The organism is Streptacidiphilus alkalitolerans (assembly GCF_042511045.1).
In the GTDB taxonomy this organism is placed as follows: Bacteria; Actinomycetota; Actinomycetes; order Streptomycetales; family Streptomycetaceae; genus Streptacidiphilus; species Streptacidiphilus alkalitolerans.
Genome location: NZ_JBHEZX010000009.1, coordinates 259,050 through 280,832 on the forward strand (window position 1 = coordinate 259,050; position 21,783 = coordinate 280,832).

Annotated in this window: 17 protein-coding genes; 8 read left to right on the top strand and 9 right to left on the bottom strand. The window is 71.5% G+C overall.

Annotated elements, in window-relative coordinates:
* Window position 1: 1 nt before the first annotated feature.
* Together ACEZDG_RS22115 and ACEZDG_RS22120 are read right to left on the bottom strand one after the other, a co-directional pair.
* A complete protein-coding gene (locus ACEZDG_RS22115; protein ID WP_380512263.1) occupies window positions 2-1,216 on the bottom strand; it encodes a 4-hydroxybenzoate 3-monooxygenase in 1,215 nt (404 codons plus the stop codon).
* A gap of 142 nt (window positions 1,217-1,358) precedes the next feature.
* Window positions 1,359-2,696: a ricin-type beta-trefoil lectin domain protein gene (locus tag ACEZDG_RS22120; RefSeq protein ID WP_380512265.1), complete on the bottom strand. Its 1,338-nt coding sequence runs from the start codon at window positions 2,694-2,696 to the stop codon at window positions 1,359-1,361.
* Window positions 2,697-3,195: 499 nt separating this feature from the next.
* Here ACEZDG_RS22120 and ACEZDG_RS22125 point away from each other — a divergent pair, with 499 nt between their 5' ends.
* On the top strand, window positions 3,196-4,002 hold the full coding sequence (locus tag ACEZDG_RS22125) for a polysaccharide lyase family 7 protein (protein WP_380512267.1): 807 nt from the start codon (window positions 3,196-3,198) through the stop codon (window positions 4,000-4,002).
* A gap of 156 nt (window positions 4,003-4,158) precedes the next feature.
* Entirely contained in the window at window positions 4,159-5,304 is a 1,146-nt protein-coding gene (locus ACEZDG_RS22130; RefSeq protein ID WP_380512268.1) for an acyl-CoA dehydrogenase family protein, read from the top strand.
* Window positions 5,305-5,324: 20 nt separating this feature from the next.
* Here the strand turns inward: ACEZDG_RS22130 and ACEZDG_RS22135 are convergent, their stop codons facing one another.
* Window positions 5,325-7,172: a non-ribosomal peptide synthetase gene (locus ACEZDG_RS22135; RefSeq protein WP_380512269.1), complete on the bottom strand. Its 1,848-nt coding sequence runs from the start codon at window positions 7,170-7,172 to the stop codon at window positions 5,325-5,327.
* Window positions 7,173-7,466: 294 nt separating this feature from the next.
* Here ACEZDG_RS22135 and ACEZDG_RS22140 point away from each other — a divergent pair, with 294 nt between their 5' ends.
* Together ACEZDG_RS22140 and ACEZDG_RS22145 are read left to right on the top strand one after the other, a co-directional pair.
* Window positions 7,467-9,155 (top strand): condensation domain-containing protein, encoded by a 1,689-nt coding sequence (locus tag ACEZDG_RS22140; protein WP_380512271.1) that lies wholly within the window; start codon window positions 7,467-7,469, stop codon window positions 9,153-9,155.
* A gap of 121 nt (window positions 9,156-9,276) precedes the next feature.
* Window positions 9,277-10,467: a serine hydrolase domain-containing protein gene (locus ACEZDG_RS22145; RefSeq protein ID WP_380512273.1), complete on the top strand. Its 1,191-nt coding sequence runs from the start codon at window positions 9,277-9,279 to the stop codon at window positions 10,465-10,467.
* Here the strand turns inward: ACEZDG_RS22145 and ACEZDG_RS22150 are convergent.
* Window positions 10,464-11,438: a LysR family transcriptional regulator gene (locus ACEZDG_RS22150; RefSeq protein WP_380512275.1), complete on the bottom strand. Its 975-nt coding sequence runs from the start codon at window positions 11,436-11,438 to the stop codon at window positions 10,464-10,466. The two genes, ACEZDG_RS22145 and ACEZDG_RS22150, sit on opposite strands and share 4 nt — an antisense overlap.
* A 107-nt stretch (window positions 11,439-11,545) precedes the next feature.
* On the opposite strand from ACEZDG_RS22150, the gene ACEZDG_RS22155 reads away from it, so the two are divergent.
* Window positions 11,546-12,553: an SLAC1 family transporter gene (locus ACEZDG_RS22155; RefSeq protein WP_380512277.1), complete on the top strand. Its 1,008-nt coding sequence runs from the start codon at window positions 11,546-11,548 to the stop codon at window positions 12,551-12,553.
* 62 nt (window positions 12,554-12,615) lie between these two features.
* Here the strand turns inward: ACEZDG_RS22155 and ACEZDG_RS22160 are convergent, their stop codons facing one another.
* Window positions 12,616-13,185 (bottom strand): ester cyclase, encoded by a 570-nt coding sequence (locus ACEZDG_RS22160; protein WP_380512279.1) that lies wholly within the window; start codon window positions 13,183-13,185, stop codon window positions 12,616-12,618.
* A gap of 105 nt (window positions 13,186-13,290) precedes the next feature.
* On the opposite strand from ACEZDG_RS22160, the gene ACEZDG_RS22165 reads away from it, so the two are divergent.
* A complete protein-coding gene (locus ACEZDG_RS22165; protein ID WP_380512281.1) occupies window positions 13,291-13,914 on the top strand; it encodes a TetR/AcrR family transcriptional regulator in 624 nt (207 codons plus the stop codon).
* Window positions 13,915-13,940: 26 nt separating this feature from the next.
* Here the strand turns inward: ACEZDG_RS22165 and ACEZDG_RS22170 are convergent, their stop codons facing one another.
* Window positions 13,941-14,942, bottom strand: coding sequence for a LacI family DNA-binding transcriptional regulator (locus tag ACEZDG_RS22170; RefSeq protein ID WP_380512283.1), 1,002 nt, complete (start codon window positions 14,940-14,942; stop codon window positions 13,941-13,943).
* Window positions 14,939-16,300, bottom strand: a complete 1,362-nt coding sequence (locus tag ACEZDG_RS22175; RefSeq protein WP_380512285.1) for a GH1 family beta-glucosidase — start codon at window positions 16,298-16,300, stop codon at window positions 14,939-14,941. The genes ACEZDG_RS22170 and ACEZDG_RS22175 overlap by 4 nt, the downstream gene beginning before the upstream one ends.
* A 325-nt stretch (window positions 16,301-16,625) precedes the next feature.
* Here ACEZDG_RS22175 and ACEZDG_RS22180 point away from each other — a divergent pair, with 325 nt between their 5' ends.
* Window positions 16,626-18,860 carry a glycoside hydrolase family 9 protein gene (locus ACEZDG_RS22180; protein ID WP_380512287.1) on the top strand — a complete coding sequence of 745 codons (2,235 nt, stop codon included), beginning with the start codon at window positions 16,626-16,628 and terminating at the stop codon, window positions 18,858-18,860.
* Between the two features lie 46 nt (window positions 18,861-18,906).
* The gene (locus ACEZDG_RS22185; protein ID WP_380512288.1) at window positions 18,907-19,851 is read left to right on the top strand and encodes a glycoside hydrolase family 6 protein; all 945 of its coding nucleotides are present in this window, start codon (window positions 18,907-18,909) and stop codon (window positions 19,849-19,851) included.
* Between the two features lie 65 nt (window positions 19,852-19,916).
* On the opposite strand, the gene ACEZDG_RS22190 is transcribed toward ACEZDG_RS22185, so the two are convergent.
* Together ACEZDG_RS22190 and ACEZDG_RS22195 are read right to left on the bottom strand one after the other, a co-directional pair.
* Complete coding sequence (locus ACEZDG_RS22190; RefSeq protein ID WP_380512290.1) at window positions 19,917-20,750, bottom strand: carbohydrate ABC transporter permease; 834 nt, start codon at window positions 20,748-20,750, stop codon at window positions 19,917-19,919.
* Window positions 20,751-20,761: 11 nt separating this feature from the next.
* Window positions 20,762-21,775 carry a carbohydrate ABC transporter permease gene (locus ACEZDG_RS22195; RefSeq protein ID WP_380512292.1) on the bottom strand — a complete coding sequence of 338 codons (1,014 nt, stop codon included), beginning with the start codon at window positions 21,773-21,775 and terminating at the stop codon, window positions 20,762-20,764.
* Between the last annotated feature and the right edge of the window lie 8 nt (window positions 21,776-21,783).

The following is a 21,783-nucleotide window of genomic DNA, read 5'->3' on the forward strand; positions in this document are numbered from 1 at the left end:
GTCATACGCCCACGTACTGTTCGGCGAACCAGTCCTGCTGGCTGCGCGAGACGCGCAGGGACTCGACGCGGGAACGTCGCAGGGAGTTGTGGAAGAGGGAGTCGGGGTCCGAGCCGGACGGTCCGTGCAGCAGCCGGATCATCCAGTGCGAGAAGGCCTGCGCCCGCCAGATGTGCGCCAGGCACCTGGCCGAGTAGTGGTCGAGGGCCGTCCCGTCGCCGCGCCTGAGGTCGTCCACCAGGGCCTCGGCCAGGAGCTCCGCCTCCAGCACCGCGAGGTTGGCGCCCTTGGCGGCCGACGGGCTGAGCAGGCTCGCGGCGTCGCCGGCCAGGAGCAGCGAGCCGTACCGCAGCGGCTCCAGCACGTCGGACTCCAGGTCGACGACGGTGCGCTGGACGATCGGGCCGCGGTGCAGCTCGCCGTACTCGGAGCTGCGCATACGCAGCGCCAGTTCGTCCCAGATGCGCTGCTCGGACCAGGCGTCGGCGGCTTCTCCGCGCTCGCACTGCAGGTAGTAGCGGGTGACCTCGGGGGTGCGGGCCATGTGCCCGGCGAAGCCGCGGCCGTGGACCGCGTAGCCCACGGCGTCCAGGCTCGGCGGCGCCTCGGCGAGCAGGCCGAGCCAGGAGACGCCGTGGTCCCGGTGGTGCCGTCGCACCGCGCAGGTCGGCAGGGAGCGCCGGGCCGCGCCGTGCCGTCCGTCGCAGCCGGCCACGTATCTGGCCTGCCATCGGGCCGGGCGGCCGTCGGTGTCGTGCACCGTGACCGTCGGACGTAAGGTTTCTGCTCCGACGACGGCGACCGCTTCGGTTCCGAAGCTGATCCGCCCGCCGGCGTCGAGGTAGCGGGTCAGCAGATCCCGCACCAACTCCTGCTGCGGGTAGACGGTATGACGCTCGCCCAGGCCCAGCGCGCCGTAGTCCAGGCGGAAGCGGCCGTCCTCGGTGCGGAACTCGCACACCGTGTGCTCACGTCCATGGCGGTGCAGACCGTCCGCCAGGCCGTGGCGGTCCAGGATCCGTACGGTGTTGGCGGCGAGGAACCCGGCGCGTGCCCGGGTCTGCACCTGTTCGCGGTCGGCGCGCTCCACGACGAGGCAGTCGACTCCGCTCGCGAGGAGGAGGTTTCCCAGCACCAACCCGGCGGGCCCGGCGCCGAGGACGATGACTTCGGCCGTGTCACTGCTGTGTGTTCGGGGGTTCTGACTCTTGATCACGAAAGTGGATCATAAGCGCTGATAAGAGCGCTGATCGTCAGAATTCCCCCGTTTGCAGGAGCGGACCTGCTGGGAAAAAAGGGACGAGCCCCGGACCGCCGTGGAGGGCGGTCCGGGGCTCGTCCGATGCGGACGCGGACGGTCAGCCGGCCAGGGTCCACTGCTGGTTGGCGCTGTCGGAGCAGGTCCAGATCTGCAGCCGGGTGCCGTCGGCGGAGCTGGGTCCGGTCGCGTCGAGGCACTTGCCCGACCCGGCGTTCACCAGTTCACCGTTGGACTGGTGGGTCCACTGCTGCGCGGCGGTCCCGTTGCAGTCGTAGAGCTGCACCTTGGAACCGTTCGCCGTGCCGGCGGACGTCACGTCCATGCACTTGCCCAGGGCCTGGAGCGTCCCGTTGGAGGACGCCCACTGCTGGGCGGTGGTGCCGTTGCAGGTGTAGAGCTGCACGGCGGTGCCGTTGGCGTTGCTGGCCGCGGCGACGTCGACGCACTTGCCGCCGTAGCCGGTGATCTGGCCACCGCCGGTGGGCGGGGGCGGCGGGGGAGTGGTGGTTCCGCCGGTGATCTTGTTGAAGGTGCGGGAGTAGGCGTAGCCGGTGCCCTTGTCGTAGCCGTCGACCTCCCAGAAGGACAGCTCCTGGACGCCGTTGGTGGCGGCGAAGCTCTCCAGCGAGGTGGCGTTGGCCTGGGTGAAGTTCTCGTTGTCGTCGTTCTGTCCGGCGATCGGGGTGAGCCCGATCTTGCCGTAGGCGGCGGCCGTGGAGATCCCGTAGAGGCTGGCGAGCTGGGTCGCTGTGGCCTTGGCGGCGGAGATGGCGTCGTTGTAGGCGTTCTGGCCGTCGCCGAAGTCCATGGTCATGATGTTGACCAGGTTGACGTTGACGCCCTTGCTCTTGGCGTCCTTGAGCAGGTTGAGCTGCTCCGTCGGCAGACCGCTGGGGTCGACGGCGAGGGTGTAGTCGATCTCCACCGAGGGGTTCTGGGCCTGGAGGGCGGCCAGGGCCTGGTTGCGGCGGGTGTTGGAGGCGGTGTCGTCGATCACGCTGCCTTCGATGTCGAAGTCCAGGCGGTTGACCCCGTAGGTGCTGACGATGTTGGCGTACGCGGCCGTCAACGAGGTGACCGAGGTGCAGGTCTGGGCTATCTCGTTGGGGTTGTTGCCGTCGGGCTCGCCGCCGAAGGAGGGGATGACGTTGCCGCCGGCCGCCTTGAGCGTGTTGATCTGCGAGGTGAAGGACCCGACCGAGCCGCCGGCGCCCCACTGCGGGGTGCAGCCGGACTTGGGGACCAGGAAGGCCAGGGTGTAGTTCTTGAGCCCGGTGGCGGCCAGGTCGGCGGCCATGTCACCGGCGTTGCCGCTGTTGATGTAGAGGTACGGCGCGGCGTAGTGCGCCGGGAAGCTGGAGGCGGCCTCGGAGGAGGCGGTGGTGGAGAAGGTCATCGCCATCGCTGCCACCGGCAGCGTGGAGGCGACGAGCATCCTCTTTCTACGTGACCATGTCACAGATGTCCTCCTGGTGCAGACGGAAGTGTGGGGTTCTTCCGCGGATGATCGGCGCCCCGTCCGCGCCGCAGGCGCCTGAAGACGTCAGGAGCCTGCTGTGCCAAGGGAATTGGGGTCAGACGGGTGCGCTGATGTGGGGGTGCTGGGCGGTTCCGCGCCCGAAGGCGCCCGCCGGGACGGAATGGTCGATCTCTGTCGCGCCAGAGTTAACTAGCGATCGAGACACTACGTCAAGGTCGTAAGGAAAGTTTCCTAATGATCGCGCACGGATGCTTGCGCTCTGCGGGTCACCCGTCCTAGCGTGGCCAAGGCAACATGGACATGATTCCCGTTCACATACATGTCCGTAGGAGGGGTGCTCACACGCTGCCCCGGCGGTACTGACACCTGGTCAAGAGCTTCTCGGAAAACCCCACAACCGGGCTGCTCGACGTCACATCCGCACCATCACACCCCCACCACACAAGGACCTCTCATGAAGCGTCGCACCAAGATAGTCGCGGCTGCCACCGGCGCAGCCGTGGCGGGCACGATCGGCCTGCTCAGCACCGCCAGCGCCCAGGCGTCCACCGCCGCGCCGCTGGCCGCCAACCTCAGCACCACGGTGGCGCCGGGTGGCAACTTCAACCTGAAGGTGTGGGAGCTGCAGGAGCCGGTCGGCTCCCCGGGCTCGCCCACCACCATCTCCTCCTCGCGGCTGCAGGGCTCGGGCGGGTTCCAGGACTCGTACTTCTACACCGACAAGTCCGACGGGGCGATGACCTTCTGGGCCCCGGAGAAGGGCGTGACCACCGCCAACTCCAACTTCGCGCGCTCCGAGCTGCGGGAGATGAACTCCAGCGGCAGCGCCGCGAACTGGGCGCTGGGCGGTACGAACACCCTGAACGCCACGCTGCGCGTCGTCTCCGTGACCGCCAATGTGACGGTCGGGCAGATCCACCTCGGCACCGGCGGATCCTCCACCAAGCCGCTGCTGGAGCTGTACTACAACAGCAGCGGCGACATCAAGGTGGGCATCGAGGACTCGCCCACGGGCGGCCAGACCCTGCACACCGTGGGCCATGTCGCGGTGGGCACGAAGTGGTCGTACACCATCGTCGAGTCGGGCGCCCACACGCTCAAGCTGACGGTCAACGGGTCGACCACCACCTATACGATCCCGTCGTCCTTCAACCCGTACAAGATGTACTTCAAGGCCGGCTCCTACAACCAGTCGTCCTCCAGCAGCACCACCAAGGGCGCACGGGTCGCCTTCTACGCCCTGACCGTCGCTCACAGCTGACCGCGGCGGCCCGGGGTCTGCCGGGAGGCGCAGGCCCGGATACCGGTGGGTGACCCCGCGGTGCTTCCGGCTGCGGGGTCACCGTGGTGAACGCTACGCTTCGACGGCGCGTGGGTTGTCTAGACCTCTTGCGCCCGCCGAAAGGGAGCAGCTCAGATGCAGGACCACCTCCTCGACCCCGAGCACCGGGAGTTCGCCGCGATGGCGCGTACCTTCGTCGCCCGGGAGGTCACCCCGTACCACGCGGACTGGGAGCGGGCCGGGATGGTCGACCGCGAGGTCTGGCGCACGGCGGGGAAGGCGGGGCTGCTCGGGTTCGACGTGGCCCCGGAGTTCGGCGGCGGGGGAACCGACGACCTGCGGTATCCCGTGCTGCTGGGGGAGGAACTGATCCGGGCCGGCGCGACCGGGATCGGCTTCGGCCTGCACAACGATGTGGTCGCCCCCTACCTGAACCAACTGGCCACTCCCGCGCAGCGGGCCCGCTGGCTGCCCGGATTCTGCTCCGGCGACCTGGTCACCGCGATCGCCCTCACCGAACCCGGCGCGGGGAGCGACCTCCAGGGGATCACCACCAGCGCCGTCCGGGACGGCGACGCGTATGTGCTGAACGGCTCCAAGTCCTTCGTCACCAACGGGATCCATGCCGACCTGGTGATCGTCGCAGCGAAGACCGACCCGGCGGACCGGCTGCGCGGCGGCATCTCGCTGCTGGTGGTGGAGCGCGGGATGCCCGGCTTCGAACGCGGCCGACCGCTGGAGAAGATTGGCCGGCACGCGCAGGACACCGCGGAGCTCTTCTTCGACGCCGTCCGCGTCCCGGCGGCCAACCTGCTCGGCCGTTCGAACCGCGGACTGCGCCATCTGATGGAGTACCTCCCGCGCGAGCGGCTGAGCATCGCGGCCAGCGCGGTCGCGGGCGCCGAGACCGTCTTCGCCGAGACCCTCGAGTACTGCCGGACCCGTACGGCCTTCGGCGGCCCGATCGGCGGCTTCCAGCACATACGGTTCGAACTGGCGGAGATGTCGACCGAGTTGGAGATCGCCCGCAGCTACATCGACACCTGCGTGCTGGACCACAACGCGGGCCGCCGCGATCCGGTCACGGCGGCCCGCGCCAAGTGGTGGACCACCGACCTGCAGAAGCGGGTGGTCGACCGCTGCCTCCAACTCCACGGCGGCTACGGCTATATGAGGGAGCAGTCGGTGGCCCGAGCCTTCCTGGACACCCGGATGATGCCGATCTACGGCGGGACCAACGAGATCATGAAGGAGATGATCGGACGCTCGCTCGGCGTCTGACGACGGCTGCGTACGGCGGGTCAGGGGGCGTCGGCACCGGTTCTGATCCGGCCGATCGCCTGTGCCAGCTCGGCCACCGTGTCGTACTCGAAGAACAGTTCCACCGGTATGTCGACGTTCCAGCGCGCTCGCATCAGGCCGGCGATCTGCATCATGGTCAGCGAGTGGCCGCCGAGGTCGGCGAGGTCGTCGCCCGGCAGCACCCGCTCGACGCCCAGTATCTCGCGGCAGATCTCACTGACCTCGGTGAGCAGGGTGGTCGCGGTCGGCTCGGAGTCCGTGTCCGTCGGCTCGGCCCCAGCCCCGGCCCCGGCCCCGGTCGGGGCGGGCAGCGCACGCCGGTCGACCTTGCCGTTCGGGGTGAGCGGGAAGCGGTCCAGTACGACCACCAGGCTCGGCACCATCGCGGACGGCAGCACGGTCCGCCCGAACTCCCGTACCTGGGCCGGACTCGGGGCGGGCGCTCCGGCCCTGGCGACCACATACACGGCGAGTGCTGTTCCCTCGGCGCCCTGGTCGTGGACCGCGGCCACCGCTCCGTCGAGGCCCGGCATCGCGGCCAACCCGGCTTCCACCTCGCCCAGTTCGATCCGCTGGCCGCGGATCTTCACCTGGTCGTCGGTCCGGCCGACGAACTCCAGCAGCCCGTCCGGCCGCAGGCGGCAGCGGTCGCCGGTCCGGTACCTCAACGCCCCGGCGGGGCCGCCTGGTTCGGCGACGAACCGGTCGGCCGTCAGCTCCGCCCGGTTCAGGTAGCCGAGCGAGACGCCTGCGCCCGCGATGCACAACTCGCCCGCCTCGCCCGGGGCGACCGCTCTCAGACGGTCGTCCACCAGGGACAGCCGGGTGTTGGCGATCGGGAGACCGATCGAGATGTCCGTGACCTGCTCCGGCACCCGCCACAGCGTGGACAGCACGGTCGTCTCGGTCGGCCCGTAGCCGTTGAACAGTCCGGCCACCCGGGAGCGCAGCGCACGGGCGAGGGGCACGGTGAGCGCCTCGCCGCCGGTCATCGCGACCAGGTCCGGGGCGTCGAACCCCGCGTCGAGCAGCAGCCGCCACTGGGACGGGACCGCCTGCATCCGGGTGATGCCGCTTTCCCGCACGAGCCGGACCAGTGCCCGCGGGTCGCGCGGCAACTCCTCGCCGGTGAGCACGAGTTCCGCCCCGGTGGCGAGCGGGACGGTCAGCTCGGCCATGGAGATGTCGAAGCCCGGTGCCGCCATCGCCAGCCAGCGGTCGCCGGGCCCGCAGGGCATCGCGGCGGCGAGTTCCAGCACCACGTTCAGCAGTGAACGATGACCCACGCGGACGCCCTTGGGCCGACCGGTCGAGCCGGAGGTGTAGATGACATAGGCCGGGATGTCCGGGCGGAGTGGCTGGGCTGCGGCGGCTGCTCCCGGGCCGGCGGAGAAGGCGGAGAGTTCGTCGACCGTGGCCGAGGTGACCCCGTCCGGCAGCTGACGGGCCGTCGGTTCCGGTCCAGTGAGGACGAGTTCGGCCTGCGCGTCCCGCAGCAGGAAGGCGATCCGGTCGGCGGGCAGACCGGGATCGAGCGGGAGGTAGACGCCGCCGGACTTCCAGACTGCGAGCAGGGCGACCACGAGGTCCACCTCGCGGCCCAGGTGTACCGCCGTCGCTCGGCCCGGACCTGTTCCCCGTCCGCGCAGCCCGGCCGCGAGCCGTTCGGCCGCGGTGTCCAGCTCCCGGTAGCTGAGCCGCCGGTCGCCGCAGCTCACCGCAGGTGCGTCGGGTGTCTCCGCGGCGCACCTCTCGAAGCGGCCGAGGACGGTGGTCGCCGGCAGCGGGCGGTCCGGCCCGACCAGGGTTGCGGGCGGCGCGGAGCGGACGGGTGTGCTCTGGTGCATGGTTCTCCAATGGCGGTGGCAGGGCGGCCCCGTGGGCAGGGAGGGCCGACGGCCCCGATCCGGCCACGGGCGCGCGGTCTGGAGCGACGCCTGGATTCTAGGTAGGTCTGGACCAATAGCCGCCCCAAACGGCAGGATAGGTCTGTACCAATTGGGGAGGGGGTGTCCGCGATGGCGGAGATCATGGGGGAGTTCGACCATGGTGCCGTTGTGCCGGGAAGGGGCCCGGACGTCACGGTCCGCCTGTCGGGGGGTTCGGCACGCAGCGGACCGCTCACGCAGGGGCAGGCGAACATGCTGCGCTGCATCGCCGCCGACGAACCGGCGCACATCAATATGCACGTGGTGTGGGAGCTTCCGGCGGGTATCGGCCCCGGGCGCGTCGCCGACCTCCTCGCCGCGCTGCGGCTGCGCCACGAGTCGCTGCGCACCACCTTCCCCGTCGGGCCCGAACCGCGCCAACTGGTGCACGCGGAAAGCGAGACGGCCTTACGGGTCTATGCCGCCCAAGGTGATCCGGCGTTGTTCGCCGAGGAGTTGGGGCTCCGGTGGCGGGCGGTCCGCTTCGACCCGGCCGTCGAGCACCCGGTTCGCGCGGCCCTGGTCACGGACGAGGGGCGTCCGGCCCACCTGGTACTCGTCCTCTCCCATGCCGCCGTGGACGCGACCTCGCTCGGCCTGCTGCGCCGCGAATGGCTCGCGCTGCTGGCCGGAGAGCCGCTGCCGGCGCCCGCCGCGACCCGGCCGGTCGACCTGGCGCACCTCGAACGCTCCCCGGAGGGCGAGCGCCGGGCCGCGGCGTCGTTGCGGTACTGGGCCGGACAGCTGGCGACCATCCCGCAGGCGATGTTCGCGGTGCCGCCGACTCCCGCCGCCGCAGGGCCGGTTGGCGGTGTGAGCCCCGCCGCCCGGGCCGGTTGGACGCCGCGGCTGCGGATCCGTTCGCAGGCGGCTGCGGCGGCCCTGGACGTGCTCACCGAACGGACCGGCGTCTCCCGGTCCTCCCTGGTACTGACGGCCCTGTCGGCGCTCACCGCCCACCGCACCGGCCACCGGCAGGCCGTGGTCACCACCCTGTCGGCCAACCGGTATCTGCCCGAACTCACGGACTACGTCGGCACGGTGGCGCAGGACGCGCTGTTCACGCTGCCGGTCGGCGCCGACGACGGCTTCGAGGCACTGGCCCGCCGGGTCCGCAAGCGGACCCAACTCGCCTACCCGCACAGCTGGTTCGACTCCGAGGAGCTGTGGACGACGATCGACCGGGTCGGATGCGAACGCGGAACCCGCTACGCCCGCGACTGCGTCTTCAACGACCTCAGCCCGCTCGGCCTGGACGGCGGAGTGCTGCGCGGCGGCGCCGACCCGCGCGACCCCGCCCAGCAGATCCAGCTCAGTCGGCTGCCGGACGAACCGCTCGCCGTGGACCTGATGCTCTGGGTGTTCCGCCTCGACGGTGAACTCGACCTGTCGCTGTGGGCGAATCCGGCCCGGCTCGCCGCGCCGGACGCGGAACTGTTCGGCCGCGGACTCGCCGTCCTGCTCATCGAGGCGGCCCGGGGCGACGTCAAACTCCAGGAGATCGAGGAGCTCACCGGCCTGCCCCCGGTGGCCCGCGGCCCCCGCTGGCTGCGCTCCGACGGCTGCTGGATCGACGGGGCCGAGGTCGACGAACTGCTCGCCCACGTGCTCACCCAGGTCCTCGCCCGGCCCGGCGCCGCCGGCCCGCCACCCTTCCTCGTGGTCGCCGAACCCGACGAGCGCCTCGGCCACCGCCTGGTCTGCCACCTCGCCGCGGGGGCGGCCGACCCGGCGCGGATCCATACCGCGTGCGTGGCCGCGCTGCCGGGGCGTCCCGCCGCGATGGCCCCGCACCACTACGTGCTGCACACCGGATCCCCCGCCGACCCGGCCGACCCCGCGGCGTGGCGCGCCCTGCCCGTGCGGTGCGAAGGCAACGGGCGGACCGCCGCGTCGGCCTGACGGGCAGGAGAACCCCCCCGGGGGATTCGGGTCTCTGACATGCTGTGCGCCAACTCGGTTGAACTGGAGACTTCTCGTGCATCGACGTCGTACCCGCGCTGCTCGGCGGACCGTACTGGGTGTGGCGGCCGTCGGGGCGCTCGCGGCCGTCCTGGCGGCCGAGCTTCCGGCCCGGGCCGACGCGGCTGCCGCCCCGGCTCCGAATCTGACGGCGTTGAAGGCTTCGCTGCAGGCTGTCGTCAGGGCGGGGTCCCCGGGTGTCTTCGCGCGGGTCGACGACCTCCACGGCACCAAGGTGTCCACCGTCTCGCTCGGCCGGGGCAATATCGCCGCCGGGACGGCGGTCAGCCCGACCGGTCAGTTCCGGGTCGGCAGCATCACCAAGGACTTCACCGCGGTGCTCGTCCTGCAACTGGTCGGGCAGAAGAAGGTCGCCCTCGACACCATGGCGTCCAAGTACCTGCCGGCCGGGGTGCTGCCCGCGCGGTCGCCGATCACCGTCCGGGAGTTGCTGAACCACACCAGCGGTCTGTACGACTACACCGACGACCTGCTCACCGGGGGCACCGTCACCGGCTACCAGAAGTTCCGCTACCGGACCTACCAGCCGAAGACCCTGGTCGCAATGGCGGTCAAGCACGGCTCGCAGTTCAAGCCGGGCAGCAGGTACAGCTACTCGAACACAAACTTCGTGGTGCTCGGTCTGCTGGTCGAGAAGATGACCGGCCTTCCCTACGCGACGGCGCTGCAGCGGAGGATCCTCACCCCGCTGGGCCTGACCCACACCGCCTTCGTCGTGCCGAAGACCACCCTCCCGGCGGCCCACGCCATCGGCTACCTGACCCAGGACGTGCGCAGCAAGCCGCTGTTCGACGCGACCAACCAGACCGCCTCCTGGCTCTGGAGCGCCGGCGCGCTGATATCCACCACCGCGGACCTGAACCGCTACCTGCGGGCGCTGACCACCGGGAAGCTGCTGCCGGCCGCGCAGTTGACCCAGATGGAGACGATGAGGCCGGTCGACTCCACCAGCGGCTACGGCCTGGGCATGCGGCAGTACAAGCTCTCCTGCGGAATCAGCGTCTACGGCCACGACGGCATCATCGAGGGCTACCAGACCTACGCCTACACCACCAAGGACGGATCCCGTCAGGTGACCGTCTCGGCCAACGCCTCCAACAACTCCGCCGTCTTCGCCGCGGAGCGACGGGTACTGAACCCGGTCTTCTGCGGCACGGCCGCACCCGCCGCCGCGCAGAAGCAGGCCACCGCCGACGCCGGACACGTCGCCCTCGAGGAGTCCGGCCGCTAGGGGGTGTCTGACGGGGATGACCAGCCTGCGGGCGGGTCGGTGCTCAGCGCCGTGTGGACGAAGGCGGCCACGGCCGCGGGCTGGGCGCGGGCGGGATTCCACCGCAGGGTGAAGGGCACCGGGCGGCTCGGGGCGACCGGGAGGACCACGGTTTCGGTGTGGCTGCTGGCGAGCGAGCCGATCAGCAGGATCCAGTCGACCTCGGGCTGGGCGAACCAGTGCGTCGCGGCCAGGTCGGTGTCCAGCAGGTCGACTGCGGGCGGGTGTACTCCGGCGGCCTCCAGGGCCTGTCGCTGGGCGAGCGCCCAGGCCGGAAAGAGGCCGACGCGGGTGGCGCCCAGCACGTCGTGGGCGAGGTCCTCCAGGCTCACCGCTGCCTGGCCCGCGTACCGGTGCTCCGGGCGCAGCCCGACCAGGAGCGGCTCGGCGGCGCACACGGCGCTCACCACATCGCCGTCGCCGTGGCCCTGGTGCGGGTCCGGCGGCAGGCCGCAGCTGAGGGCGACGTCGACGGCGCCGGTGATGACGGCCTCGGTCAGGGTCGGCAGCCACATCTGCTCCAGCCGCACCGTGACCCGCGGGGCCGACCGCTGGAAGGCCCGTACCAGGTGCGGGGCCAGGACCGGTGCCGCCGGCGGGGTCAGGCCCACCCGGACGGTGCCGCCCTGGCCCTCGGTGACCCGTTGCACGGCCGCGGTCGCCGCGGTGGCGTCGGCCAGGATGGATTTGGCGTAGGGCAGCAGTTCGACGCCGGCCGCGGTCAGGGCCACTCGGCGGGTGGTCCGGGTGAACAGCGGTGTGTGCAGTTCCCGCTCCAGCCGTCGGACGAGTTCGCTGACCGTGGGCTGGCTGACGTACAGCTTCTGCGCGGCGCGCCCGAAGTGCAGTTCGCTCGCGACCGCGGCGAAGGCTTCCAGCTGCCGGAACTCCATCATCGAAGAATAGCCCCGGGCCTCCCGATTGAGAGGCATGGACGATGAGTGGCATCGGAGACTGGTGCTTTTTCGCGAGCCGCCGCCGGAGGAACCTGAGGGTGACCGGTCCGGTTCCGGCCGGTCCCTACCTTGGAGTCACGGTCATGGCGGCTCAGCGCATCCCCCTCAACTTCTTCGCGATGCCGTTCGGTCTGGCCGGTCTGGCCGGCAGCTGGCAACTGGCGTCCGAGTACGGCCGGGCGCCGCAGGCCGTGGCGACGGTCCTGTTCGCCGTGGCCGCGCTGGTCTGGGCCGCGGTCCTGGCCGCCTACCTGAGGTACCTGGGCCGGGACCGCGCCGGGTTCGGCCGCGACCTGCTGGACCCGGTCGCGGCCCCCTTCGCGTCCCTGGCCGTGATCACGCCGATGCTGCTGGCCGTCGAAGGCCTGTACCCGCACGCCCCGCAGGCCGGGCGGGTGCTGTTCGACGTGTTCCTCGCCCTGACGGTGCTGCTGGGGGCCTGGTTCACGGGGCAGTGGATGTACGGCGGGGGCCTGGACCTGGACCGGTTCCACCCCGGGTACTTCCTGCCGACCGTGGCAGGCGGCCTGCTCGCCTCGGCCGGGGCGGCGGCCGTGGGGCAGCGGCGACTGGCCGAGGCGATGTTCGGCCTGGGCATCGTCTGCTGGCTGGTGCTCGGCTCGATCATCCTGGGCCGACTGTTCTTCCGCCCCCGGCTGCCCGCGCCGCTGATGCCCACCCTGGCCATCGAGGTGGCCCCGGCGGCGGTCGCCAGTCTCGCCTACTTCGCCCTGCACGGCGACCACATCGACGCGACCGCCGCGTTCCTGGGCGGATACGGCCTGCTGATGGTCCTGGCCCAGCTGCGCCTGCTGCCCGGCTACCTGGCGCTGCCCTTCATGCCCAGCACCTGGGCCTTCACCTTCAGCTGGGCCGCGGTTGCCACGGCCGCCCTGCACTGGCTGAACGCGCTGCGCCCCAGCGGCTACCAGGTCTGGCAGTACCTCGTGCTGGCCGCCGTGAGCGCGCTGGTCGGCGCGATCGCGCTGCGAACGCTGGTCGCGCTGCGCCGGCACCAGCTGCTGCCCGGACAGCCGCAGCCGCAGCCGTCGGCGGGGCCGTCGTCCGCCGCCGAACCGGTCTCCCGGTAACGCGCCCCGGGACTCGATGCGCGGGTTACCTGCCCCCGAGGGTTGTCGGCGAGGTCGCGGGGCTACGCGGCCCCGAACCCGGCGGCTGCCTCGGCGGCGCTCGCGGAGACGGCGGTGGCCGCCCGCCGGTCGCGGCCGGTGAGTTTCCAGCCGGCCAGCCGGGCGGCGAGGGCGGGGGCGGGCGGGAAGACGCCGAGCTGGCCGAGCATGGTCATGTCGTCGCGGACGGCCTGGTGCTCCACCACCTTTCCGTCGCGCATGGTCAGCACGTGGATCTGCTCGAAGTCGATCTCACGGCCGGTCGGCGGCACGGCCTTGTCCAGCTTTCCGTCGCGGAAGAGCACAAACGGCCCGGTGTGCCGTCCCCGCATGCGCAGCCGGACGTACACCTGGTCCCGCTCCTCGTCGGTGGCCGTGCCGAGGATCGGGAAGTGCAGGCCGGTGAACGCGGAGCGCATCCAGGCACTGGAGGCGAGCACCCCGGCCGGTCCGGGGATCGCGCAGGCGGCGGGGGAGTTGACCGCCTCCCGGTTGTGGAAGCCGATGCCGACGACGTCGGCCGCGAGCGCCGGGTCGCCCGTCTCCAGGATCGTGAAGAGGGCGGACGCGGTGGCGGTGACGGTGCCCTGCATGGCAACTCCTCGGCTGATGAGGGGATCTCAGAAATTGAGGTTATCACACGCCTATTGAATTGGTTGATGAGGCAATCAAAGCACCTGGCGGGTAGTCTGCCTGTCATGCCGACTCCCAAACGTGCCTATGCCTCCCCGTTGCGGGAGCAGGCGGCGGTGCGGACCCGCGAGGCGATCCTGCACGCCGCGACGGAGCTGTTCGCCCGGCGCGGCTACGGTCTGGTGACCGTCGCGGACATCGCCGCCGCGGCGGGGGTGTCGCCGAAGACCGTGTTCGCGAGCGTCGGCAGCAAGCGCGAGATCATGGACCGCATCGTTGACGCGGGAGTGGCCGGGTCCCGCTACGAAGCGGCGATGCGGCGGGTGTCGCAGTTGAGCGACCCGCGTGAGGTCCTCGCGGCGCTGGCGGCCGGAACCCGCGCGGGCAATGAGACGCAGTCCACCGTGCACGAGGCCGTTCGGCTGGCGCTGCCCGTCTACGAGGACGGCGCCGCGCTGTGGGAGCGAGCCACCCGCGACTACCGTGCGGCACTGGGCGACGCCGCGCGCCACCTGCACGCGCTGACGCCGCGTCCGCTCTACGACGCCGGGGAGACCGCCGACCTGCTCTGGCTCTGGTTCGGTCCCGACGCATGGCGCTCACTGGTCGCCGAAGGCGGCTGGTCCTGGAGCCGCGCCGAGACGGTGATCGGGGCGACCGCCGTCGCGACCCTCTACGCCGGCGGCTGACGAGGCGCCGGCCTGCGCGGGGCCGGCTACGCGGATTCGCGGATGACGAGTTCGGTGGGGAGGATCAGCGGGCTGACCTGCTGACCGTTGATCAGGTGGATCAGCATCCGGGTCATCTCGCGGCCCAGGGCGACCATGGGCTGGCGGATCGTGGTGAGCTTGGGGTCGGTGTGCCGGGCGGCGGCGATGTCGTTGAAGCCGACCACGGCGACGTCCTCGGGGACGCGGCGGCCGTGCTCGCGGAGGACCTGGAGCGCGCCGACGGCCATCGCGTCGGAGGCGACGAAGAGGGCGTCGAGGTCGGGGTGGGCGGCGAGCAGCTGCCGGGTGGCCGCGGCGCCGCCGGCCTCGCCGAACTCGCCGTGGGCGACCCGGTGGTCGGGGAGCCCGGCCAGGGACAGGGCCTCGCGGTAGCCGAGGTAGCGGGCGGTGCCGGCGTGCAGGTCCAGCGGGCCGGTGACGGTGGCGATGTTGCGGCGGCCCAGCGAGACCAGGTGCTCCACGGCCTGGCGGGCGCCGCCGCGGTTGTCCGCGTCCACGTACCAGCGCGAGTCGGGGTGGGAGGTGCGACCGCCGTGGACCACCGGCACGCCGCCCGACTCGGCCACCTTCGCCAGCGGGTCGTTCTCGCGCAGGGCGAGCAGCATCACCCCGTCCGCGCCGCGTGACTGCAGGGTACGGGCCAGCCGCTCCCGGCCCCGGTCGGAGGCGGCCAGGATCAGCAGCAGTTCCAGGTCGGTGCTCTCGATCACCTCGTTGACACCGGTGATCACCTCGGCGAAGAAGAGGTTGGCGAACAGCGCGGGGTCGTCGCTGGAGATGGCGAGGACGACCGCGCCCCGGCGCTGGGTGGCCAGCGAGCGCGCCGCCACGCTGGGGACGTAGCCGAGCTCGGCGATGGCGCTCTCCACGGCGTGGCGCGACGCGGCGCTGACGTGGTGGTGGTTGTTCAGGACCCGGGAGACGGTGCCCTTGGAGACGCCGGCCAGCCGTGCCACCTGGTCCAGTGTGGGCTGACGGCCGGTCATCGGACGGGGGTCTCCTCTGCTGCGTGGTCGCTGTCGCTCAGGCCGCCTCGGCGGATCACCTCGGCGTACCAGCGGGCGCTGTCCTTGGGGGTGCGCCGCTGTGTGGCGTAGTCGACGTGCACGATACCGAAGCGCGGCCGGTAACCGTGGGACCACTCGAAGTTGTCCAGCAGGGACCAGACGAAGTAGCCGTGCAGCGGGACGCCCCTGGCCACGGCCTCGGCGCAGGCGCGGAGGTGGTCGCGCAGGTAGGCGGTCCGCAGCGGGTCGTGCACCGGGTCGTCGTAGGCCGCGCCGTTCTCGGTGAGGTAGAGCGGGACGGCCGGGTACTCGCGGTGCAGCCGGGTCAGCAGCGCCAGCAGGCCGGCGGCGTCGATCTCCCAGCCCATGGAGGTACGGGGCCGCCCGCCGCCGGCGAAGCGCACCCGCGGGGAGCCGACGTAGGCCGTGTCGTTCGGTGTCGCGCTCGCGCCGACCAGCATCGGGGCGTAGTAGTTGACGCCCAGGAAGTCCAACGGCGCGGCGACGGTCTTCAGGTCTCCGTCGCGGACGTGGTCGAAGTCCAGGGTCCCGGCCAGGTCGTCCAGGACGTCGTCCGGGTAGCGGCCACGCAGGACGGGGTCGAGGAAGAGGCGGTTCTGCAGACCGTCGATGCGGCGGGCCGCGTCCAGGTCGGCCGGGTCGTCGCTGGTGGGGGAGACGTCGGTGAGGTTGAGGGTGATGCCGATCCGGGCGTCGGCGAGGGCCTGCGCGGCCAGGCCGTGGCCGAGCAGCAGGTGGTGGGCGGCGCGGACGGCGGCGGCGGGTTCCCGGCGGCCGGGGGCGTGCCGGCCGGTGGCGTAGCCGAGGAAGGCCGAGCACCAGGGCTCGTTGAGGGTGGTCCAGCGGGTGATGCGGTCGCCGAGGGCCTCGTGGACGATGACGGCGTAGTCGGCGAAGCGCTCGGCGGTGTCGCGGACCGGCCAGCCGCCCCGGTCCTCCAGCGGCTGCGGCAGGTCCCAGTGGTAGAGCGTGGGCCAGGGCTGGATGCCGTGGTCCAGCAGGGTGTCGGTGAGGCGGCGGTAGAAGTCCAGGCCGCGCTGGTTGGCCGGGCCGGTGCCGGTGGGCTGGATCCGGGGCCAGGCGATGGAGAAGCGGTAGGCGCGCAGGCCCAGCTCGGCCATCAGCGCGACGTCCTCGGCGAAGCGGTGGTAATGGTCGGCCGCCACACTCCCGTCCTCGCCGTCGTGGACCGCGCCGGGGGTGGCGGCGAAGGTGTCCCAGATGGACGGGCCCCGGCCGTCCTCGGCGGTCGCGCCCTCGATCTGGTAGCTGGAGGTGGCGGCACCCCAGACGAAACGCGGGTCGAACACGGTCATGCGGGCGAGCCCTTCCGGGTGGACGACAGGACCGGGACCGGTTACAGAATCAAGGGCCGACAGGCGCCCCTGCTCCGGGTGCGGTGACGCCGCAACCAGCCGGATCTGAACCAGGAGGTCCGGAGCGATGACTGTAACCGGTCCCAGTGTGCACGGTCCGAGGCTAGGACGGGCCGCCCCGGCCTGGGAAGGGGGCGCGGCCGGAAAAGTTCTGCCGCCGCAGCCATTGACGCGGCGACGGGCGGACCCCAGCATCAACATCCGACGCCGCACGAAGCCGGGACCCCTGCCCCTGAAAGGGCCCGGTATGTCCACAAAGCCTGGTGTGTCGAAAAGACCCGGATGGGTCGCGGTCGGTATCGCCTCGGCCCTGAGCATCACCCTCAATGTCGTCCCGGCCCACGCGGCCGACTACCAGCGGATCCTCAACGGCTCCTTCGCCGACGGCGAGACCGACTGGTGGAGCAGCGGCAACACGCCCTCGTCGGTGACGGACGGTCAGCTGTGCGCGCAGGTCCCGGCCGGTGGCACGGCCGTCTACAGCTCGATGATCGGCCAGAACGACGTCCCGCTGGAGGCCGGCCAGAAGTACACGCTGACCTTCACCGCGACAGCGACCGGCACCACGACAGCCACCACCGCCGCCGCCGTCCACGCCGTGCTGCAGCTCGCCGCCGCGCCCTACCCGACCGCCTTCAACAAGGCGCTCACCGTCACCGGCACGCCCACTACCTTCACCGTCTCCGGCACCGCCCCGGTGGGCGGGCTGCACGGCCAGCTGTCCTTCCAGCAGGGCGGAGCGGCCCAGCCGTTCACCCTGTGCCTGAGCGGCGTCTCGCTGACCGGCGGCGCGATCGGACCCGGCGGCGGCCGGGACTTCGGCTCGCCGGTACGGGTCAACCAGTACGCCTACGAGACCGACGGCCCCAAGCAGGCCTCGATCGTCGACCCGTCGGACAGCCCGCTGCCCTGGAGCCTGCTGGACGCCTCGGGGAACGTGGTCAGCACCGGTGAGACCCGGGTGTCCGGCATGGACGCCGAGTCCGGCGAGCACGTCCACCGCGTCGACTTCAGCGCGGTGCGCACCCCCGGCACCGGCTACACCCTGGCCGTCGGCGCCGCCACCAGCTACCCCTTCACCATCGAGGACGACCCCTACGCCGCGCTGCGCAAGGACGCCCTGGACTTCTTCTACGACGACCGCAGCGGCACCGCCATCGACGCCGCCTACGCCGGGACCGCCTACGCCCGCCCGGCCGGACACCTCGGCGCGGCCCCCAACCGGGGCGACACCAGCGTGCCCTGCCAACCCGGCGGCTGCGACTACACGTTGGACGTGCGGGGCGGCTGGTACGACGCGGGAGACCAGGGCAAGTACGTGGTCAACGGCGGCCTCGCGGCCTGGCAGCTGATGGACTCCTACGAGCGCGCCCTGCACACCGGCGACCGGGCCGGGGCCGGCGACGGGCTGATGAGCATCCCGGAGAACCACAACGGCGTGCCCGACCTGCTGGACGAGTCGCGCTGGGAGACCCAGTTCCTGATGGAGATGCAGGTCCCGGTCGGGCAGCCGCTGGCCGGGATGGTGCACCACAAGGTCACCGACGCCGCCTGGACCGCCATCCCCACCCGGCCGGACCAGGACGCCCAGCCGCGCTACCTGCACCCGCCGTCCACCGCGGCCACGCTGAACCTGGCCGCCACCGGGGCCCAGTGCGCCCGCCTCTGGTCCCGCTACGACCGGGCCTTCGCCGCGAAGTGCCTGACCGCTGCCGCCACCGCCTGGAAGGCCGCGCTGGCCCACCCGGCGGTCTACGCCCCGGCCGTGGACGACGTCGGCGGCGGGGCCTACGCCGACACCGACGTCAGCGACGAGTTCTCCTGGGCCGCGGCCGAGCTCTACGCCACCACCCACGACCCGCGCTACCTGCGGTACATCACCGCGCACACCAGCACGGCGGGCTTCTCCTGGCAGGACACCAGTGCGCTGACCGACCTGACCGTCCTCCGGCTGCCGAGTCGGTTCCCGCTCGCCCTGGTCGCCGCCGCGCGCAGGCGGGTGCTCGCGACGGCCGACCGGTTCGTCAGGAACGAGCAGGAGCAGGGTTTCCCGAACCCGAACCTGCCCTCCGACGGCGGGTACGTCTGGGGCTCCAACAGCGTCACCGCCGACGACGCGCAGATCATCGCCACCGCGTACGACCTCACCCACCGCAGGGTCTACCGGGACGCGTCGATCGGCGCGCTGGACTACCTGCTCGGCCAGAACGCGCTGAACCAGTCCTTCGTCACCGGCTACGGCAGCAGGGCCAGCCACAACCAGCAGAGCCGGATCTGGGCCAACCAGCTGAACCCCGCGCTGCCGACCCCGCCGCCCGGGACCATGTCCGGCGGCCCGGACTCCGCGCTGCAGGACCAAGTGGCCCAGCAGGACCTGGCCGGTTGCGCCCCCGCCACCTGCTACCTCGACGACATCGACTCGTACTCCACCAATGAACTGGCCATCAACTGGAACTCGTCGCTGGCCTGGCTGTCCGGCTTCGCGGCCGGGACCGACTGAGCCGACCGCGGCATCAACCCACCACCCTGGGAAGGACAAATCCACCATGCGAGGCAAAGCCCTGCTCAGCACCGCCCTGGCCGCCGCGATCTGCCTCTGCGCAGCGCCCGGCGCGTCCGCCGACCCGCTCTCGGGAACGAGCGGCTTCTACGTCAACCCCGGCTCCGCCCCGGCGGCCTGGGTGGCGGCCCACCCGTCCGACCCGAGGGCGGCGGGCATCCAGTCCGCCATCGCCTCCAGGCCGATCGCCCGCTGGTTCGGTGACGACGGCGGCGACATCGGCAGCGAGGTGAGCAGCTACGTCGGCGCGGCGAACAGCCACGGCAAGGTGCCGGTGCTGGTCGCCTACGACATCCCCGACCGGGATGTGTGCGGCGGCTACTCGGGCGGCGGCGCGAGCAGCGTCGGCGCGTACGAGAGCTGGATCTCCGGCTTCGCGGCCGGCATCGGCAGCCGTCCGGCCGTGGTGGTGATCGAGCCCGACGCGCTGTCGGACTACAGCTGCCTGACGGCGGCCCAGCAGTCCTCGCGGACCGCGATGCTGCTGTTCGCCACCCAGATGTTCCAGAAGAAGGCGTCCGACACCTGGGCCTACCTGGACGCCGGCCACACCAACTGGGTGGCCCCGGCGACCATGGCGAGCGAGCTGAAGGCCGCGGGCGTGGCGAACGTCCGCGGCTTCGCGGTGAATGTGTCGAACTTCTACACCACCGGCTCCTCGGAGACCTACGCCGGCTCCGTCAACGCCTCGCTCGGCGGGAGCTCGCACTTCGTGGTGGACACCAGCCGCAACGGCAACGGCTCGGACGGCGAGTGGTGCAACCCGTCCGGGGCGAAGCTGGGCACCGCCCCGCAGGCGGGCGGCGGGGCCGACCTGCTGCTGTGGGTGAAGACCCCGGGGGTCTCCGACGGGCAGTGCGGGACCGCTCCCGGCACCCCCGCCGGGACGTTCGATCCGGCGCTCGCCGTCGCCCTGATCAACGGGTCCTGACGGACGGCTGCCGAACAGCGGTGCGGGGCACGGAACCTGACGGTCCGTGCCCCGCACCGCGCGTCCTACTTGACCGCTCCGGCCAAGCCGTTGACGAAGTACCGCTGCAGTCCGAGGAACACGGCGACGATGGGCAGCAGGGTGATCACCGACCCGGCGCAGACCAGGGTCCAGGCCGTGGAGTTCTCGCCGAGGAAGGTGAACATGCCCACCGTCAGGGTGTGCAGGTCCGGCCGGGAGAGGGTGAACACCAGCGGGACGAAGAAGCTGTTCCAGGCGTTGATGCAGGTGAACAGCCCGACGGTGGCCAGCATCGGCCCGGACAGCGGCAGCATGATCCGCCAGAAGACCTGGTGGAAGTCGGCCCCGTCCACCCGGGCGGCCTCCTCAAGACCCTTGTCGATGGTGGAGAAGTAGCCCATGAACAGGAAGGTGCCGAAGACCATGCCGCTGGCGGACTGCACGATGATCAGCGCCCACAGGGTGTTCAGCAGGTGCAGCCGCTGGATGAGGTCGAACACCGGGATGATGGTGTAGCCGTGCGGCAGGAACAGCGTCGCCCCGATCAGGCCGAGCACGGGCCTCTTGCCGGGGAACTCGGTACGGGCCAGGACGTAGCCGGCCATGGAGGTGGCCAGCACGGTGACGACGACCGTCCCGCCGGCGAAGAGCACGGTGTTGAGGAAGTAGCGGCTGAAGTCCCCCTCGTCCCAGGCCTGGCTGTAGTTGGACCACTGCGGGTGGGCGGTGAAGGGGTTGAGCCCGGTGGAGAAGAAGGCGTCGTCGCTCTTGAGCGAGCCGCCGACGGCCCACAGGAACGGGTAGAGCCAGAGCAGCCCGCCTGCGGTCAGGACCAGGTAGAGCAGTCCGCGGCGTGCCTTCAGGGTGGTGGTGGACATCTGAGCACCTCTCACAACGCGGCGCCCGCGCGGCGTCGGCCCAGTCGGCGCAGGGCCAGCACCTGCGCGGCGGAGAAGACGATGAGCAGCAGGCCGTAGAGGAAGGAGGCGGCGGAGGCCAGGCCGACGTCGGGCTGGACCGCCCCGGAGCCGGAGCCGCCGCCGAAGGCCAGGTGGTAGATATAGGTGTTGACGACCTCGGTGGCGAAGTAGGGGCCGCCGCCGGTGAGCACCTGCACCAGGTCGAAGACCTGGAAGCTGCCGATGAACGCCAGCACCACGATGACCACGCCGACCGGGCGCAGCATCGGCAGGGTGATGGAGCGGAAGCAGTGGACCGGCCCCGCGCCGTCGATCCGCGCGGCCTCGTAGAGCTCGGCCGGGATGGTCTGCAGCCCGGCCATGAAGTAGACCAGGTTGTAGCCGAGGGTGTGCCAGATGCCGATGCCGATGATCACCGCGAGGGCGGTGTGCGGGTCGCCGAGCCAGTCGATGTGACGGCTGGTCAGGCCGGTCTCGGAGAGCAGGCTGCCGGCCGCGTCGCCGAAGTTGGACAGCATCAGCTGCATCACCACCCCGACCACGGCGGCGGAGGTGACCACCGGGACGAAGTAGACGGTGCGGAAGAACATCCGGAACCGCAGCCTGGGGTTGTTCAGCACCAGCGCCAGCATCAGCGCGATCAGCAACTGCACCGGGACCAGTACGAAGGCGTAGACGAAGGTGTGCTCGACCGCGCCCCAGAAGATGGAGTCGTGCAGCACCTCGCGGAAGTTGGCCAGGCCCACGAAGTCCGTCGGGCTGCCGATGCCGTTCCACCGGTAGAAGGTGTAGCCGAGCGAGGCGAAGATCGGATAGACGATGAAGACCAGGACCAGCACGGCCATCGGCGCCAGGTAGGCGTAGGACCAGCCGGCCTTCCGGATCCGTCGGCGCAGGCCGGGCAGGCCGGTGCGGCGCGGGGGAGCGGACGGGGTGCGGGCGGGGTCCGGCGTGCGCCGGAGCCCGGGAGCGGAGAGGGTCATCGGGCCCC

Bases quoted from the DNA above. Each gene is read 5' to 3' on its own strand.
- ACEZDG_RS22160 (WP_380512279.1), bottom strand. From the start codon at position 13,185: ATGCAGGGCACCGTCACCGCCACCGCGTCCGCCCTCTTCACGATCCTG.
- ACEZDG_RS22185 (WP_380512288.1), top strand. From the start codon at position 18,907: ATGCGAGGCAAAGCCCTGCTCAGCACCGCCCTGGCCGCCGCGATCTGC.
- ACEZDG_RS22195 (WP_380512292.1), bottom strand. From the start codon at position 21,775: ATGACCCTCTCCGCTCCCGGGCTCCGGCGCACGCCGGACCCCGCCCGC.
- ACEZDG_RS22140 (WP_380512271.1), top strand. From the start codon at position 7,467: ATGCTGCGCTGCATCGCCGCCGACGAACCGGCGCACATCAATATGCAC.
- ACEZDG_RS22135 (WP_380512269.1), bottom strand. From the start codon at position 7,172: ATGCACCAGAGCACACCCGTCCGCTCCGCGCCGCCCGCAACCCTGGTC.
- ACEZDG_RS22170 (WP_380512283.1), bottom strand. From the start codon at position 14,942: ATGACCGGCCGTCAGCCCACACTGGACCAGGTGGCACGGCTGGCCGGC.
- ACEZDG_RS22130 (WP_380512268.1), top strand. From the start codon at position 4,159: ATGCAGGACCACCTCCTCGACCCCGAGCACCGGGAGTTCGCCGCGATG.
- ACEZDG_RS22165 (WP_380512281.1), top strand. From the start codon at position 13,291: ATGCCGACTCCCAAACGTGCCTATGCCTCCCCGTTGCGGGAGCAGGCG.
- ACEZDG_RS22155 (WP_380512277.1), top strand. From the start codon at position 11,546: ATGGCGGCTCAGCGCATCCCCCTCAACTTCTTCGCGATGCCGTTCGGT.
- ACEZDG_RS22190 (WP_380512290.1), bottom strand. From the start codon at position 20,750: ATGTCCACCACCACCCTGAAGGCACGCCGCGGACTGCTCTACCTGGTC.
- ACEZDG_RS22150 (WP_380512275.1), bottom strand. From the start codon at position 11,438: ATGCCTCTCAATCGGGAGGCCCGGGGCTATTCTTCGATGATGGAGTTC.
- ACEZDG_RS22175 (WP_380512285.1), bottom strand. From the start codon at position 16,300: ATGACCGTGTTCGACCCGCGTTTCGTCTGGGGTGCCGCCACCTCCAGC.
- ACEZDG_RS22120 (WP_380512265.1), bottom strand. From the start codon at position 2,696: ATGCTCGTCGCCTCCACGCTGCCGGTGGCAGCGATGGCGATGACCTTC.
- ACEZDG_RS22125 (WP_380512267.1), top strand. From the start codon at position 3,196: ATGAAGCGTCGCACCAAGATAGTCGCGGCTGCCACCGGCGCAGCCGTG.